Below are 15,118 nucleotides of genomic sequence, written 5' to 3' on the forward strand. Positions count from 1 at the left end.
CCTATGATGCGACCGGAAAGCGGGCAGGATGACCCGCGCGCAGGCGAAAGGGCAGGAGATGGCGGTCGGAATCTTCGATTCGGGTCTGGGCGGTTTGACGGTTCTGGATGCCGTCGCGCGGCGCCTGCCCGACATCCCCTTCGTCTATTTCGGCGACAACGCCCATGCCCCCTACGGCGTCCGCGACCCCGACGACATCTTCGCGCTGACCTGCGCGGCCACCGAACGCCTCTGGGCCGAGGGCTGCGATCTGGTCATCCTCGCCTGCAACACCGCCTCCGCCGCCGCGCTGAAGCGGATGCAGGAGACCTGGGTGCCGGCCGACAAGCGCGTCCTCGGCGTCTTCGTGCCGCTGATCGAGGCGCTGACCGAACGGCAGTGGGGCGACAACTCGCCGCCCCGCGAAGTGGCCGTGAAGCACGTCGCCCTCTTCGCCACCCCCGCCACCGTCGCCTCCCGCGCCTTCCAGCGCGAACTGGCCTTCCGCGCCATCGGCGTCGACGTCGAGGCGCAGCCCTGCGGCGGCGTGGTCGATGCCATCGAACAGGGCGACGAAATCCTCGCCGAAGCTCTCGTCCGCTCCCATGTCGAGGCGCTGAAACGCCGGATGCCCAGGCCCGAGGCCGCGATCCTCGGCTGCACGCATTACCCCCTGATGGAAAAGATCTTCGCCGAGGCACTGGGGCAGGGGGTCAAGGTCTATTCGCAAGCCAATCTTGTGGCCGAAAGCCTCGCCGACTACCTGACCCGCCGCCCGGAGTTTCATGGCACCGGCACGCAGTCGAAATTCCTGACCACCGGCGATCCGGCGTCCGTGTCCAACAAGGCAACGCAATTCCTGCGCCGGAAGATCACGTTCGAGGCCGCGTGAGCGGTGGGCGGGAAACTCGCCTACCAATGTCCCCCGTAGGATGCGTGATTTCACGGACGACCCCTCCCGCCTTGACAATTTTCTGTAGTAACATTAAATGGACATAGAGTTCGACGAAGCCAAGCGCCTGCTTACCTTGTCCGAACGCGGTCTCGACATGATGCATGTTGCGCGTGTGTTCGAAGGGCCGCACATGACGATGGAAGATCGGCGCAGGGACTACGGCGAAGCCCGCTACAATACCGTTGGCTATCTGGACGGCAGGATGGTGGTGTTCGCCTGGACCCGCCGCTTCGCAAGCCTGCGGGTAATAAGTCTGAGGAAAGCAAATGCCCGAGAGCAAGCAACCTTTGGTCCATCCCTACGATCCGGACACATATGGTGACGCCGCCTTCGATCCCGTGGATGACGTGCCCGACCTCTCCACCCCCTATTGGATCGAGCAGTTCTCCAAGGTGAAGGTCCAGCGCGGCCGCCCTCTCGCAGCAGCACCCAAGATTTCCACCACCATCCGCCTCGACCCCGAAGTGATCGCCCATTTCAAGGCCGACGGACCCGGCTGGCAGTCCCGCATCAACGAGGCCCTGCGCAAGGCGGCCGGTCTCTGAATGCTGCCGCTTGCCGATCACCGCGCCGCGCGACTGGCGGCGCTCACCGCTCCCGATGGCTGGCTGAACCTCGTCGCCCGGATCGAGCTTGCCCCCGGCCATCATCACGTCGGTGCGGCGCAGGAGGTGCAGCTTCCCTCTGGCCCCGACCTGCTCGGCGCACTCGACCTGACCCCGACCGGCGCCAGCTTCGCCCGACCGGGAGAGGCGCCACAGCCGTTCCAGCCGGTCCCCGACGCCTTCCCGCAGCTTCGCGTCGACCCGTTCCTCCTGGAAATCCACACGGTCGACGGCACCCCGGCGCTCCGCATCCGCGACCTGTCGCAGCAGCCGACCATCACGCTGCGGTATTTCCCTGACGATCCGGATTGGATCATTCGCGCGAAATGGGAAAGCCTCGCCCCGGAAGCCGCTGAAATCGCGATGAAAGACGGCTCCACCGCGGCCGTCACCGTGACCCACCGCGCGACCTTCCGGCACCAGGGCAGGACCATCACCCTGACGCCGACGCATGTGAAATCCGGCAAGCCGATGTTCGTCTTCCGCGACGCCACCGCGGGCGAGACCTACCCGGCCTGCCGCTTCCTCTTCGGCGAGCACCCTTCGGACGGCGAGATCACCCTCGACTTCAACCGCGCCATCTCGCCGCCCTGCGCCTTCACCGATTTCGCGATCTGCCCGCTGCCGCCACCCGGCAACATCCTGCCCTTCCGCATCGAGGCGGGCGAACTGGCCCCGTGACCACACGGGCCATGATGTCAACCCAAATGTAGGTCGGGGCTTGCCCCGACTCTCCCGCCATCACCCCCGCATCGCTCCGTAGGCAAAGCGATAGGCCAGCGCCACACCGCCCGCGCCGCCGACCACATTTCCCAGCGTGACCCAAAGCAGGTTCGCCGCGACTCCGGCCCAACTGGTCTCCGACCCCGCCCAAAGCCCCGCCGGGAACAGGAACATGTTCGCCACCGAATGCTCCAGCCCCAGCGTCACGAAACCCGCGACCGGCCAGAGCACGCCCAGGATCTTGTCCGTTGCGGACCGCGCCGCGAAACTCAGCCAGACCGCAAGGCAGACCAGCGCATTGCACAGCGCTCCCCGCACGAAGGCCTCCACCGGGGGCAGCGCGGCCTTCGTGGCCGCCGCCTTGGCCGCAACCGCGCCCATCGGCCCATCCAGGAGGCCCGACAGCCCGAAGGCCAGCGCAAGGCCCACCGCGCCGATCAGGTTGCCGACGTAGACGATCCCCCAGTTCCGCAGCAGCGCCCCCGGCGTGATCCGCCGGTCCACCGCCGCCATCACCATCAGAGCATTGCCGGTGAACAGCTCGGCCCCGCCCACCGCAACCAGGATCAGTCCCAGCGAAAAGACCACCCCACCCAGCACGCGCTGCGGGCCGAATCCCGGGTCCGCTCCTGCCATCGCCATGCACCAGAAGGCCGACCCAAAGCCGATGAAGGCTCCCGCCAGCATGGCCAGCGTGGCCATCCGGTGCAGGGGCAGCGCCGCCTTGGCGACCCCCGCCGTCTCGATCAGCGCCGCGATCTCGGCAGGCTTGTAGGCATCATGACTTTCTGTCGGCATTGGGGCCTCCCTCCGGGCGCAGCATAGCCCGTCGCGGCGCCCGGAAAAGCGAAAAGGCATGCCTTGGAGCATGCCTTTTCAAACCTTTCGAATTCCTTAACGTTCGCAATCAAGATATTGATTTTGCGTAGAAATCAAGAAATGTCCACCGTGGACAGTCAGTCCTTCGCGCGCTCGACATAGCTGTCATCATCAGTGTTGATCACGATCCGCGTGCCCGGCCCGATATGGGGGGGCACCATGACCCGCAGCCCATTCGAGGTCATCGCCGGCTTGTAGGACGACGAGGCCGTCTGCCCCTTCACCACCGGCTCGGTCTCGGTGATCTCGACGGTGATCTTCTGCGGGACTTCGAGGGCGATCGGAACCCCGTCGAAGGTCTTCACGTAGCAGCGCATCCCTTCCTGGAGGTAGGGCTTGTTCGCCCCCATGATGTCCTCGGTGACGACGACCTGTTCGTAGGTGGTCGGCTCCATGAAGTGGAACCCCTCGCCGTCTTCATAGAGGTAGTCATACTCCCGCTCGTCGACGGTGGCCTTCTCGACCATCTCGGTCGTCCGCCACCGCTCGGAGACCTTCACCCCGTCCGAAATCCGCCGCATGTCGACCGAGGTCGTGGGCGTGCCCTTGCCGGGGTGGAAGTTCGAGGCGGTGAGCACGACGTAGAGTTTGCCGTCCATCTCGACGACGTTGCCCTTGCGCAAGCTGGAGGCGATGACTTTCAAAGGTCTGGTCCTTGTGAATGGGGGCCTGGTCCCCTAGACCGGCCTTTGCCCGCGCGCCCTAACCCATCCCAACCGGAAATTCCAGATGAATCCCGCATCCCCTTGGTGGACGCCCCGCGTTCACGGCGACCGTCGTCCGCTGCTTTTGACCCGCAACCGCATCCAGGCGGCGATCCGGGGCTGGCTGGCGGGGGAGGGCTTCACCGAGGTCGATCCCGCCGCGCTGGCGATCAGCCCGGGGAACGAGGCACATCTGCACGGGTTCCGGACCGAGGTGATCGGGAATGACGGGGTGGGGCGGACCATGTATTTCCACACTTCGCCTGAGTTCGCGATGAAGAAGCTCTTGGCGGCGGGGGAGCGGCGAATCCATGCCTTCTCCCACGTCTGGCGGAACCGGGAGCGGGGGGTGCTGCATTCGCCGGAGTTCACGATGCTGGAATGGTATCGGGTGGGTGAGGGATATGAGACCTTGATGGTCGATACGGTCGCCTTCCTTCGCCTCGCGGCGCGGGAGGCGGGGGCCGCGATCCTGCGGTTCCGGGACCGGGCCTGCGATCCGTTTCTGGAGCCGGAGCGGGTTTCGGTGGCCGAGGCCTTCGCGGCCCATGCCGGGGTGGACCTGTTGGCCTCGATCCGGGGGGACGGGACGACGGATGCGGGGCGGCTCGGGGCCGAACTGGACCGGATCGGGGTCAGGCGTGCTTCGGATGATACTTGGTCGGACATGCTGAGCCGGGTGTTGTCGGAAAAGGTGGAGCCGAAACTGGGGCTGGGGCGGGTGACGATCCTGGACCGCTATCCGGCGGCGGAGGCGGCGCTGGCGAGGCGCGTGCCGGGGGATGCGCGGGTGGCGGAGCGGTTCGAGGTCTATGGCTGCGGGGTGGAACTGGCGAACGGGTTCGGGGAACTGACCGACGCGGGCGAGCAGCGGCGACGGTTCGAGGCGGAGATGGCCGAGAAGGCCCGGGTCTACGGGGAGAGCTATCCGCTGGACGAGGATTTCCTGGCTGCGCTGTCGATCATGCCCCCGGCGGCGGGGATCGCGATGGGGTTCGACCGGGTGGTGATGCTGGCCACGGGCGCCCCCCGGATCGAGGAGGTGATGTGGACGCCGGTGCCGTGATCTGTCCACGGTGGACAGAAATGGAGACTTTTGAAATCAATGGCTTGGCTGCGGACGTTAGGGGTTTCTTAGGGTTCTAGCGTCGTCCCCCCACCCCCGGCCCCTCTCCACGGAGGGGGAGGGGAGGCGCCTGGCGCATCTTGCGGTTTTGTCGGGATGCGATGTGCCTGGCTTTGCCCTCGGAGCCTCCGGCGGGGATATTTGCGCCAGTATGAAAGGCTGTGAGGGGGGCGGGTGCGGGCGCCTCCGGCGGGGATATTTAGGGCAAAGATGAAAGGCTGACGCCGGAATTGTGCCGGTTACGCCCAGTGGTCTTGCATTGGGGGCGTGAGGGGCGCAAAGAGGGCGCGTTTCGTTTGCAGGGAAACCCATGCCATGACCCATCGCATCGCCATCCTCGGGGCCTCGGGCTATACGGGCGCCGAGCTGGTCCGCCTGATCGCGACGCATCCGTCGATGCAGATCGTAGCGCTGTCGGCGGACCGCAAGGCGGGGATGGCGATGGCGGAGGTGTTTCCGTTCCTGCGGCATCTGGACCTGCCGAAGCTTCAGAAGATCGACGAGATCGATTTTTCCAATGTGGACCTGTGCTTCTGCGCGCTGCCGCATGCGACGACGCAGGAGGTGGTGGCGAAGCTGCCGAAGAACCTGCGGATCGTCGACCTGTCCGCCGACTTCCGGCTGCGCGATCCGACGGAATACGAGAAATGGTATGGCCAGCCGCATACGGCGGTGGAGATCCAGAAGGAGGCGGTCTACGGGCTGACCGAGTTCTACCGCGAAGAGATCAAATCCGCGCGGCTGGTGGCGGGGACCGGGTGCAATGCGGCGACGGGGCAGTTCGCGCTGCGGCCCTTGATCGCGGCGGGCTGCATCGACCTCGACGATATCCTGATCGACCTGAAGGCCGGGGTTTCGGGGGCCGGGCGGTCCTTGAAGGAGAACCTGCTTCACGCGGAATTGTCCGGGGGGACGCATACCTATTCGGCGGGCGGCAAGCACCGGCATCTGGGCGAGTTCGACCAGGAGTTCTCCAAGATCGCCGGGCGTCCCATCCGGGTGCAGTTCACGCCGCATCTTCTGCCGATGAACCGGGGCATCCTGGCCACGGTCTATGTGAAGGGGGATGCGAAGGCCGTGCATCAGGTGCTTGAAAAGGCTTATGAAAGCGAGCCCTTCCTGCAGGTGCTGCCCTTCGGCGCGCTGCCCTCGACCCGCGACATCGCGGGGTCGAACTTCTGCCATCTGGGGGTGATCGGCGACCGGGTGCCGGGGCGTGCGGTGGTGGTGGCCGTGCTGGACAACCTGACCAAGGGGTCCAGCGGACAGGCGATCCAGAACGCGAACCTGATGCTGGGGCTGCCGGAGTCGGAAGGGCTGATGCTGGCGCCGGTTTTCCCGTGAGGGGCGCCGGGCTGAAGCCCGGCCTACGGGTCTTGTCCCTTGATTCTGGTCAAGGCGCGCCCACCTTGGACGTGGCATAGGCCGGGCGTCGGCAAGGGATGCAAGCGATGAGTGGCAAGCAGGAGTTCCGGGGTCTGAAGGGCCTGAAGAAGCAACGGCGCATCCAGGTGATTGCGCTGGCTGCGGTGGCGCTTCTGGGGGCGACGGGGCTTGTCGGCTATGCGATGCGCGACGGGATCAACTATTTCCGCAGCCCGAGCCAGGTTATGACCGAGCCGCCACGCGAAGGCGAGACTTTCCGGATCGGCGGGCTGGTCGTCGAGGGGTCTATCAAGCGCGGCGAGGGGACGGAAGTGGCCTTCGCGGTGACGGACACCAATGCCACCGTGCCTGTGCGTTATACCGGGGTTCTGCCGGACCTCTTCGGCGAGGGGCAGGGAATGATCGCGCTTGGCAAGATGGAAGGCGATACCTTCGTTGCGACCGAAGTGCTGGCCAAGCATGACGAGACCTACATGCCGAAGGAAGTGGTCGACGCGCTGAAGGAGCAGGGCGTCTACGTCGACCCGAACGCCAAGCCCGCCAGCTGAGCGCGCGCTGCGGCAGGGCGGCGTTAAGGCTGGCCTGCGAGGCTTGCCCCCGAGTTGAAGGGGGTGCCCATGCCGAATGTCCGGGAGATTGCCGAAGAGATCGTGGTCCGCGAGGGGGGCTTCGTGAACGACCCGGACGATCCGGGGGGTGCGACGAACCACGGGGTGACGATCGGGACGCTGCGGCGGCTGGGGATCGACGTGAACCGGGATACGCGGATCGACGTGGTCGATGTGAAGGCCTTGTCGCAGAAGCAGGCGGTGGAGATCTACCTCAAGTACTATTTCGAGGTGCCGGGGATCGGGGCCTTGCCGGAGCCGGTGCAGGCCTCGGTCTTCGATATGTATGTGAATGCAGGCGGCAATGCGGTGAAGATCCTGCAGCGACTCGTGACCGACATGGGCTTTCCCTGCGAGGCGGATGGCGAGATCGGGCCGCAGACCATTCGCGCGGCGCAAGGAGCGTTCGAGGCGGCGCCGTCGCATCTGGTCGATGCTTACGGGATCGCGCGGCGGAACTATTATTACGCTTTGGCGGACAAGCGGCCGGCCAGCCGAAAATATGCCCGGGCGAAGGATGGCGGCAAGGGCGGCTGGATCAGGCGGGCCGAGGCCTTCATCGCGCCGAAGTATCATCTGACGGCGGCGCAGCACGCGGCGCGGGTGGCAGCATGGGCGTGATCGGCAAGCTGATCGGTTCTCCGGCGGCGGTAAGCGCGCTGGGCGAGGCGGCGCAGGGGGTGGCGGAGGTCTTCCTGCCCTCGGCGACGAAGAAGATGGAACTGTCGGCCGAGGCGCAGATGGCGGCGCTGCGGCAGCTGGGGGAGGAGTATCAGCACCCCGCGCTGAGCTGGTTCGACCGGCTGGTGAACGGGCTGAACCGGTTGCCGCGACCGTTTCTGGCTTTCGGGACGCTGGGGCTGTTCACCTATGCCATGGTCGACCCGGAGGCCTTTGCCAGGCGGATGGTGGGGCTGAATGCGGTGCCGGAGCCGCTGTGGTGGCTTCTGGGCGCCATCGTGGCGTTCTATTTCGGGGCGCGGGAGACGCATTATTTCCGCTCGCGCGGGGTGGTGTCGCCCTTTGCGGCAGGTGGCGCGGCGGAGGAGAATGCGGCGCTGGAGGACTGGCGGCAGGGGTGATCCCCCTGCCTCTTCTTGACCTCTGACCGGGCCTCTGGCATGGCCTTTGGCATCAGAGGATGTGATCAAATGAACCTGTTCGCCGATATCCGTGAGCTTGTGGTGGCCGAGCTTGAGGCGCTGATGGCCTCGGGCGGGTTGCCCTCGGGGCTGGACCTTGCCGGGGTCGCGGTGGAGCCGCCGCGCGATGCGGGGCATGGCGAGATGGCGACCAATGCGGCGATGGTGCTGGCGAAGCCTGCGGGGATGCAGCCCCGCGCGATTGCCGATGCGCTGGCGGCGCGGCTGATGGCGGACCCGCGCGTGGCGGGGGCGGATGTGGCGGGGCCGGGGTTCCTGAACCTGCGGCTGCAGCCTTCGGCCTGGCAGGGGCTGGTGCGGGACGTGCTGGAGCAGGGGGAGGCATATGGCCGGTCCGCGCTGGGGCAGGGGCGCCGCGTGAACGTGGAGTTCGTGAGCGCCAACCCGACGGGGCCGATGCATGTGGCGCATGCGCGGGGGGCGGTGGTGGGGGATGCGCTGGCCTCGCTCTTGGACTTCGCGGGCTATGCGGTCACGCGGGAGTATTACATCAACGATGGCGGGGGGCAGGTCGACGTGCTGGCGCGGTCGGCCTATGAGCGCTATCGCGAGGCGAACGGGTTGTCGCCCGAGATCGCAGAGGGGCTTTATCCGGGGGATTACCTGATCCCGGTGGGCGAGGCGTTGAAGGCCATGCATGGCGACCGTTTGCTCGATATGCCGGAGAGCGAGTGGCTGGCGGAGGTGCGGGTCTTTGCCACCGACATGATGATGGCGATGATCCGGCACGACCTCGCGGCTCTGGGCGTGGAGATGGATGTCTATTCGTCCGAAAAGGCGCTGTACGGGACGGGCCAGATCGAGGCGGCGCTGGAGCGGCTGAAGGGCCTGGGGCTAATCTATACCGGCGTGCTGGAGCCGCCGAAGGGCAAGGCGCCGGAGGATTGGGAGGCGCGGGAGCAGACGCTGTTCCGGTCGACCGCGTTCGGGGACGACCAGGACCGGCCGGTGCAGAAGTCGGACGGCTCTTGGACCTATTTTGCGCCGGATATCGCGTACCACTGGAACAAGGTGGAGCGCGGGTTCGACGAGCTGATCAACATCTTCGGGGCGGACCATTCGGGCTATGTGAAGCGGCTGAAGGCGGTGGTGGCGGCGCTGTCGGAGAACCGGGTCAGCCTGGATATCAAGCTGATCCAGCTGGTGAAGCTGCTGAAGGGTGGGCAGATCGTCAAGATGTCGAAGCGGGCGGGGACTTTCGTCACGCTCCGCGACCTGATCGACGAGGTGGGGCCGGATGTCGTCCGCTTCGTCATGCTGACACGGAAGAACGACGTGGCGCTGGACTTCGACTTCGACAAGGTGACGGAGCAGTCGAAGGACAACCCGGTTTTCTATGTGCAATATGCCAATGCGCGGGTGAACTCGATCCTGCGCAAGGCGCGCGAGGCGGGGCTGGATGTGAGCGATGCCTCGCTTTCCGCCGCGCATCTGGCGCATCTGGGGCACGAGGCCGAGATGGGCGTGATCCGCAAGCTGGGCGAATGGCCCCGGCTGGTGGAGATTGCCGCCAAGGGGCACGAGCCGCACCGGGTGGCCTTCTACCTGTATGAACTGGCGTCGGACTTTCACGGGCTCTGGAACCGGGGCAACGAAGACGACAGCTTGCGGTTCCTCCAGGGGGATACCGCAAAATCTCAGGCGAAAATCGCCCTTGCCCGGGCCGTGGGCGTTGTTATTTGCGCAGGCCTTGGTATCCTTGGCGTGACTCCGGTCGAGGAAATGCGCTGACGAAACGGCGCCCCGCCGGGCATGAGGCGTGAATGCGAGGGGCGGATCAACCACCCCGCAGGCAGGGGCAGCAGATGGCGGACGCGGATCATGATTTCGGCGGCAGCTTCTCATCCGAGAGGCAGGCACCGCGACGGGGTGCCCGGGATGCTGCGGCTGCCGACAAGCTGCAACGGAAGGTCAACCTTGCCGGTGGCCTGACCTCGTTGGCGCTGGTCGTGGGCCTTGGCGTCTGGGGCTACAAACTGGCGGTGCGCGATGTGAACGGCGTGCCGGTCATTCAGGCGCTGGACGGACCGATGCGGATTTCGCCCGCCGATCCGGGGGGCGAGGTCACCGACAACCAGGGCCTTGCGGTGAACACGGTGGCCGCGGTGGGGATTGCCGCCCCGCCGCCGGAAAAGCTGGTGCTGGCCCCGCGCCCGGTCGAGCTTGCGCCCGAGGATACGGCGGGTCTGGGCGGTGCGCCGATGCCGGGCCTGTCCGAAGCTTCGGCTCCTTCGACCGCGTTGACGGCAGATGCCGATCTGGCGCTGGCAGCGGACCCGGCGACCGAGAGCGCCAACCCGACCGAAGTCGCGGTCGATGCGGCCCTCGCCGAGGCGCTGGGGGAAGTCCCCGGTGATGTGGCGATGGTCGATGATGTGACATTGGCCGAGGAAATGGCCGAGGCTGCACCCGAGGGGGCGATCACCGTCTCGCCCCGTCCGAAGGCCCGGCCCGGCGCGCGCGAGGCTGTTGCGGCGGCTCCGGCGGAAGCGGTGGCGATGGCCGCAGTGAGCGAGGTGGACCCGGCGACGATTGCCCCCGGCACAAGGCTGGTGCAGTTCGGCACCTTCGACACCGCCGAGGAAGCGCGGGCGGAATGGATGCGCCTGCAAGGCCGGTTCGGCGAGCTGATGGCGGAAAAGGCGATGGTGGTGCAGCCGGCGGAAAGCGGCGGGCGCACCTTCTATCGCCTGCGCGCGCATGGCTTCGAGGGCGAGGATGACGCGCGGCGCTTCTGCTCGGCCTTCGTCAGCGAGAATGCGGTCTGCATTCCGGTGCCGCAGAAATGACCGTGGGTCGCGGCGCCGTGATCTTCGGCTGCGCCGGGCCGAAGCTTCTGCCCGAGGAGCGCGCGTTCTTTCGCGAGACCGATCCGTTCGGCTTCATCGTCTTTGCCCGCAACATCGAGGACCCGACGCAGTTGCGGCGACTGACGAGCGACTTGCGCGAGGCGGTGGGCCGGGATGCGCCAGTACTGGTGGATCAGGAGGGCGGACGTGTGCAGCGGCTGCGCGCGCCGCATTGGCGCGAATGGACGCCGCCCTTGGATACGGTGGACGGGGCGGGGTCGCTGGAGGCGGCAGAGCGGGTGATGCGGCTGCGCGCCATGGTGATGGGGGCGGAACTGGCCAACGTCGGGATCGACGCCGACTGCATCCCGACGCTGGACGTGGTGCGGACCGGGACGCATCCCTTTCTGATGAACCGCTGCTACGGGCGCGACCCGGTGACGGTGGCGCGCATCGGGCGGGCGGTGGCCGAGGGGCTGATGGCGGGCGGCGTGCTGCCGGTGATGAAGCACATGCCGGGGCATGGGCTTTCCCACGTCGATACGCATCATGATTTGCCGACGGTGGATGCAAGCCATGAGGAGCTGACGGCGGTGGATTTCGCGCCGTTCCAGGCGCTGAACGACCTGCCGATGGCGATGACGGCGCATCTGGTCTTTGCGGCGCTGGATGCCGGACGGCCTGCGACCCAATCCCCGGAGATGATCCGGGTGATCCGGGAGGAGATCGGGTTCAGGGGCCTCCTCATGTCGGACGACCTGAACATGCAGGCGCTGTCGGGCACGCTGGCCGAACGCACGGCGCGGACGATCGCGGCGGGGGTGGACATCGCGCTCCACTGCAAGGGCGACATGGCCGAGATGGTTTCGGTTGCTGGGGCGGCGGGGGTGATGGGGCCGGAGGCTCTCAAGCGGGCCGAGGCGGCGGTCGCGGCGCGGCGGCCTGCGACGCTGGACGTCGAGGCGGCGCTGGCAGAGCTGGCGCATGGCTGAGGCAGACTGGGACCAACCCGAGCGCATCTCGCCCGAGGACCGGCTGGCCGCCGAGGCGCTGATCGTCGACGTGGACGGGTTTGAAGGGCCGCTGGACCTTCTCCTGACGCTGAGCCGCACGCAGAAGGTGGACCTGCGGAAGATTTCCGTCCTGAAACTGGCCGAGCAGTATCTGGGCTTCGTCGAAAAGGCGCGGACGCTGCGGATTGAGCTGGCGGCGGATTACCTGGTGATGGCGGCCTGGCTCGCCTTTCTGAAATCGCGGCTGCTGTTGCCGCCGGAACCGGGCGACGAGGGGCCAAGCGCCGAGGACCTGGCGGCGCATCTGGCCTTCCAGCTGGAACGGTTGCAGGCGATGCGGGATGCCGCCGCCCGGCTGATGGGGCGCGACCAGCGGGGACGAGATTTCTTCGCGCGTGGGGTGCCGGAAGACCTGACGCATCACCGCAAGGTCAGCTATACGGCAACGCTGCTGGACCTGATGCGCGCCTATGCGCAGATCAGGACGAAGGACGAGTTCCGGCCCTTTGTGCTGGATCGGGAGCATGTCTACACGATGGAACAGGCGCTGGAGCGGATGCGGGGGCTGATCGGCTATGTCGGCGACTGGGCCACGCTGGTGAGCTTCCTGCCGGACGGCTGGGACGCGACGCCGATGGCGCGGCGGTCCTCGCTGGCCTCGCATTTCGCGGCGGTGCTGGAGATGGCGAAGCGGGGCCAAGTGGTGCTGCGGCAGGGCGAGACCTTCGCGCCCATCGAATTGCGCCGGAAGGAGGGGTGATGCCCCAGGACGAGGAAGACAGCCTGTTCGACGCTCCGCCGATGGGCGAACAGGAGCGGATGGTGGAGGCGATCCTCTTTGCCAGTGCCGAGCCGGTGACGCTGGCCGAGCTGGAGGCGCGGATGCCGCATGGCGCGGACCCGGCGGAGGCGCTGGTGCATCTGAAGCGGCGCTATGAGGGGCGGGGGGTGAACCTGGTGCACGTGGGCGACGCCTATGCCTTCCGCACCGCCGCCGACCTTGGCTTCCTGATGCGGCGCGAGACGGTGGAGGTGCGGAAGCTGTCGCGCGCGGCGATCGAGACCTTGGCGATCGTGGCCTATCATCAGCCGGTGACGCGGGCGGAGATCGAGGAAATCCGGGGGGTTGCGGTCAGCCGGGGGACGGTGGATCAGCTGATGGAGCTGGAATGGATCCGGCTGGGGCGGCGGCGGATGACGCCCGGCAGGCCGGTGACGTTTGTGGTGACGGAGACGTTCCTCGACCATTTCGGCCTGGAATCGGCGCGCGACCTGCCGGGGTTGAAGGAGCTGCGGGCGGCGGGATTGCTGGACTCGCGGCCCCTGCCGGGGCAGGCTGCGACGGCGGACGAGGACGAGGAAGCCCAGGTCGGGCAGAGCGAGTTGTTCGAGGACTGAGGAGGCGGGGATGAACCTGAACGGCCTTTTCAACATGCTGGCGAAGATGCTCGTTCGCAGCGCCATGGATGCTGGAGTGGACTATGCCGCACGGCGGGGCAAGCCCGAGGCGGAGATGACGCCGGAGGAACGCGAGCAGGCGAAGAAGGCTCGGGATTTGGCCTCGCGGGCAAAGCAGGTGCAGAAGGTTACTCGCCGGCTGTGGCGCTGAAGCCGCAGGGTCGGGCGAGGCCCAGCGAGGCCAGCGTCCGCGACAGGGGGTCGGGCAGGGCGAGGCCGGGCTGGATGTAGAGGCCGGTCTTGAGGCGGTCATCGAGCCGCGTCATCCATGTGACCGTCAGGAAGGGCGCAGGCGGCGGGCGCGAGAGGTAGGGGTCGACCGAGCCCAACGCGCCGCCGACGAAGGCTTGCAGGCTGTCCGACAGGGCATCGACCTCGGCGCGCGACGCCCGCCAGCGCATCGGCTCTGGCCCCGGCATCCCGGCTCCGGTGACCTGCACCAGGCTGATCCAGCCGTCCGACAGGGCGAAGGTGCAGAAGACGGCGTGATCGGGCGAGGCATCGGGCCAGACCTCGAATGTCAGGCGGTTGGCATCGGCGGGCGGACCCGCGATCATCGCGGCAAGGCACAGCGCTAGTGTCCAGCGAGCCCGCATCGACGCCCTCCCTCGGGGTCTGCGCGCGGGTCAGCATAGCACGAAATGGGTGTCAGGCCGAGCGGAACTGTTTGGCGAGCTTCAAGCCCTGGCCCTGGTAGTTCGAGGCGATCCCCGCGCCATAGAGGGTTTCGGGGCGTTCGGCCATGCGTTCGTAGACCAGGCGGCCCACGACCTGCCCATGTTCCAGTACGAAGGGGGCTTCGTGGCAGCGCACCTCCAGCACTCCACGGGACCCCGCGCCCCCGGCGGCGGCGTGGCCGAAGCCGGGATCGAAGAAGCCCGCGTAGTGGACGCGGAATTCGCCGACCATGGCGAGGTAGGGGGCCATCTCGGCGGCATAGTCGAGGGGGATCGTCACCGCCTCGCGGCTGACGAGGATGTAGAAGGCGCCGGGGTCGAGGATGATGCGGCCGTCGGTGGTGTGCAACTCCTCCCAGAAATCGGAGGCGGGGTAGTGGCCGATCCGGTCCAGATCGACGACGCCGGTATGCGGCTTGGCGCGGTAGCCGACGAGGGTGCCGGTGGCGGGCTTCAGGTCGACGGAAAAGCCGAGGCCTTCGGAGATCACCGCCTCGCCTGACACCAGCGGGTCGGCGGCGTGCAGCGCGGTCAGTTCGGCGTCGGTGAGGACCGCCTGTCCCCGGCGGAAGCGGATCTGGTTCAGCCGCTGGCCCTCGCGGACGAGGACCGAGAAGCTGCGCGGGCAGACCTCGGCATAGAGCGGGCCGGTATAGGCTTCGGGGATGCGGTCGAATTCCACGCCGCCGTCGGTGATGGTGCGGGTCAGAAGGTCGAGTCGGCCGGAGGAGCTTTTGGCGTTCGCCACGGCAGTCACGCCAGGGGGCAGGGCCAGCCGTTCGGCCAGCGGGATGACGTAGACGCAGTTCTTCTCCAGCACCGCGCCTTCTGCGAGGTTCACCTTGTGCATGGTGAATTCGTCCAGTCGTTCCTGCACCGTCCGGCCATGCCCTGCCAGGAACGAGGCGCGGACGCGGTAGGCGACGGGACCAAGCCGCAGGTCGAGGCTGGCGGGCTGAATCTGGTCGTCGCGGATGGCGGGCGCGGCGGCTAGTGCGCCGTCAGTGATCAGCTGGCGCAGGGCCTGCGCGGGCAGAACTCCGGATGTCATCG

At 67.2% G+C, this 15,118-nt stretch carries 19 protein-coding genes; 15 read left to right on the top strand and 4 right to left on the bottom strand.

Annotated features, from left to right (window positions below; genetic code table 11):
* Positions 1-58: 58 nt before the first annotated feature.
* The 4 genes from JNJ68_RS14615 to JNJ68_RS14630 all read left to right on the top strand — a co-directional run bounded on the left by JNJ68_RS14615 (position 59) and on the right by JNJ68_RS14630 (position 2,220).
* A complete protein-coding gene (locus JNJ68_RS14615) occupies positions 59-871 on the top strand; it encodes an aspartate/glutamate racemase family protein (protein ID WP_294983256.1) in 813 nt (270 codons plus the stop codon).
* Positions 872-1,031: 160 nt separating this feature from the next.
* Positions 1,032-1,256, top strand: a complete 225-nt coding sequence (locus tag JNJ68_RS14620; protein WP_294983258.1) for a BrnT family toxin — start codon at positions 1,032-1,034, stop codon at positions 1,254-1,256.
* Positions 1,201-1,479 carry a BrnA antitoxin family protein gene (locus JNJ68_RS14625; protein WP_294983168.1) on the top strand — a complete coding sequence of 93 codons (279 nt, stop codon included), beginning with the start codon at positions 1,201-1,203 and terminating at the stop codon, positions 1,477-1,479. The genes JNJ68_RS14620 and JNJ68_RS14625 overlap by 56 nt, the downstream gene beginning before the upstream one ends.
* On the top strand, positions 1,480-2,220 hold the full coding sequence (locus JNJ68_RS14630; RefSeq protein WP_294983170.1) for a DUF1684 domain-containing protein: 741 nt from the start codon (positions 1,480-1,482) through the stop codon (positions 2,218-2,220). It begins immediately after the preceding gene.
* Between the two features lie 60 nt (positions 2,221-2,280).
* On the opposite strand, the gene JNJ68_RS14635 is transcribed toward JNJ68_RS14630, so the two are convergent.
* A complete protein-coding gene (locus tag JNJ68_RS14635) occupies positions 2,281-3,060 on the bottom strand; it encodes a formate/nitrite transporter family protein (RefSeq protein WP_294983172.1) in 780 nt (259 codons plus the stop codon).
* Positions 3,061-3,218: 158 nt separating this feature from the next.
* Positions 3,219-3,785, bottom strand: a complete 567-nt coding sequence (efp, locus tag JNJ68_RS14640) for an elongation factor P (RefSeq protein WP_294983174.1) — start codon at positions 3,783-3,785, stop codon at positions 3,219-3,221.
* 85 nt (positions 3,786-3,870) lie between these two features.
* Here efp and epmA point away from each other — a divergent pair, with 85 nt between their 5' ends.
* The 11 genes from epmA to JNJ68_RS14695 all read left to right on the top strand — a co-directional run bounded on the left by epmA (position 3,871) and on the right by JNJ68_RS14695 (position 13,539).
* Entirely contained in the window at positions 3,871-4,911 is a 1,041-nt protein-coding gene (epmA, locus tag JNJ68_RS14645; RefSeq protein WP_294983176.1) for an EF-P lysine aminoacylase EpmA, read from the top strand.
* A gap of 375 nt (positions 4,912-5,286) precedes the next feature.
* The gene (argC, locus tag JNJ68_RS14650; RefSeq protein WP_294983178.1) at positions 5,287-6,315 is read left to right on the top strand and encodes an N-acetyl-gamma-glutamyl-phosphate reductase; all 1,029 of its coding nucleotides are present in this window, start codon (positions 5,287-5,289) and stop codon (positions 6,313-6,315) included.
* A gap of 107 nt (positions 6,316-6,422) precedes the next feature.
* On the top strand, positions 6,423-6,905 hold the full coding sequence (ccmE, locus tag JNJ68_RS14655; protein ID WP_294983180.1) for a cytochrome c maturation protein CcmE: 483 nt from the start codon (positions 6,423-6,425) through the stop codon (positions 6,903-6,905).
* Between the two features lie 69 nt (positions 6,906-6,974).
* Entirely contained in the window at positions 6,975-7,586 is a 612-nt protein-coding gene (locus JNJ68_RS14660) for a holin-associated N-acetylmuramidase (RefSeq protein ID WP_294983182.1), read from the top strand.
* Positions 7,577-8,047, top strand: coding sequence for a holin family protein (locus tag JNJ68_RS14665; protein ID WP_294983183.1), 471 nt, complete (start codon positions 7,577-7,579; stop codon positions 8,045-8,047). Before JNJ68_RS14660 ends, JNJ68_RS14665 begins: the two co-directional genes overlap by 10 nt.
* Before the next feature lie 69 nt (positions 8,048-8,116).
* Positions 8,117-9,859, top strand: a complete 1,743-nt coding sequence (gene argS, locus JNJ68_RS14670) for an arginine--tRNA ligase (RefSeq protein WP_294983186.1) — start codon at positions 8,117-8,119, stop codon at positions 9,857-9,859.
* A 74-nt stretch (positions 9,860-9,933) separates the two neighbouring features.
* Entirely contained in the window at positions 9,934-10,917 is a 984-nt protein-coding gene (locus JNJ68_RS14675) for an SPOR domain-containing protein (RefSeq protein ID WP_294983188.1), read from the top strand.
* Entirely contained in the window at positions 10,914-11,909 is a 996-nt protein-coding gene (locus JNJ68_RS14680) for a glycoside hydrolase family 3 N-terminal domain-containing protein (RefSeq protein WP_294983190.1), read from the top strand. The genes JNJ68_RS14675 and JNJ68_RS14680 overlap by 4 nt, the downstream gene beginning before the upstream one ends.
* Entirely contained in the window at positions 11,902-12,690 is a 789-nt protein-coding gene (locus JNJ68_RS14685) for a ScpA family protein (protein WP_294983192.1), read from the top strand. The genes JNJ68_RS14680 and JNJ68_RS14685 overlap by 8 nt, the downstream gene beginning before the upstream one ends.
* Positions 12,690-13,328: an SMC-Scp complex subunit ScpB gene (gene scpB / locus JNJ68_RS14690; RefSeq protein ID WP_294983193.1), complete on the top strand. Its 639-nt coding sequence runs from the start codon at positions 12,690-12,692 to the stop codon at positions 13,326-13,328. The genes JNJ68_RS14685 and scpB overlap by 1 nt, the downstream gene beginning before the upstream one ends.
* Before the next feature lie 10 nt (positions 13,329-13,338).
* Positions 13,339-13,539 (top strand): hypothetical protein, encoded by a 201-nt coding sequence (locus JNJ68_RS14695; RefSeq protein WP_294983195.1) that lies wholly within the window; start codon positions 13,339-13,341, stop codon positions 13,537-13,539.
* Here the strand turns inward: JNJ68_RS14695 and JNJ68_RS14700 are convergent.
* Both JNJ68_RS14700 and JNJ68_RS14705 read right to left on the bottom strand, forming a co-directional pair.
* On the bottom strand, positions 13,517-13,984 hold the full coding sequence (locus JNJ68_RS14700; RefSeq protein ID WP_294983196.1) for a hypothetical protein: 468 nt from the start codon (positions 13,982-13,984) through the stop codon (positions 13,517-13,519). The two genes, JNJ68_RS14695 and JNJ68_RS14700, sit on opposite strands and share 23 nt — an antisense overlap.
* A 52-nt stretch (positions 13,985-14,036) precedes the next feature.
* A complete protein-coding gene (locus JNJ68_RS14705; RefSeq protein ID WP_294983197.1) occupies positions 14,037-15,116 on the bottom strand; it encodes a 2'-deoxycytidine 5'-triphosphate deaminase in 1,080 nt (359 codons plus the stop codon).
* Between the last annotated feature and the right edge of the window lie 2 nt (positions 15,117-15,118).

Origin of the sequence: Tabrizicola sp. (assembly GCF_016793705.1) — a bacterium.
Taxonomy (GTDB): domain Bacteria; phylum Pseudomonadota; class Alphaproteobacteria; order Rhodobacterales; family Rhodobacteraceae; genus Tabrizicola.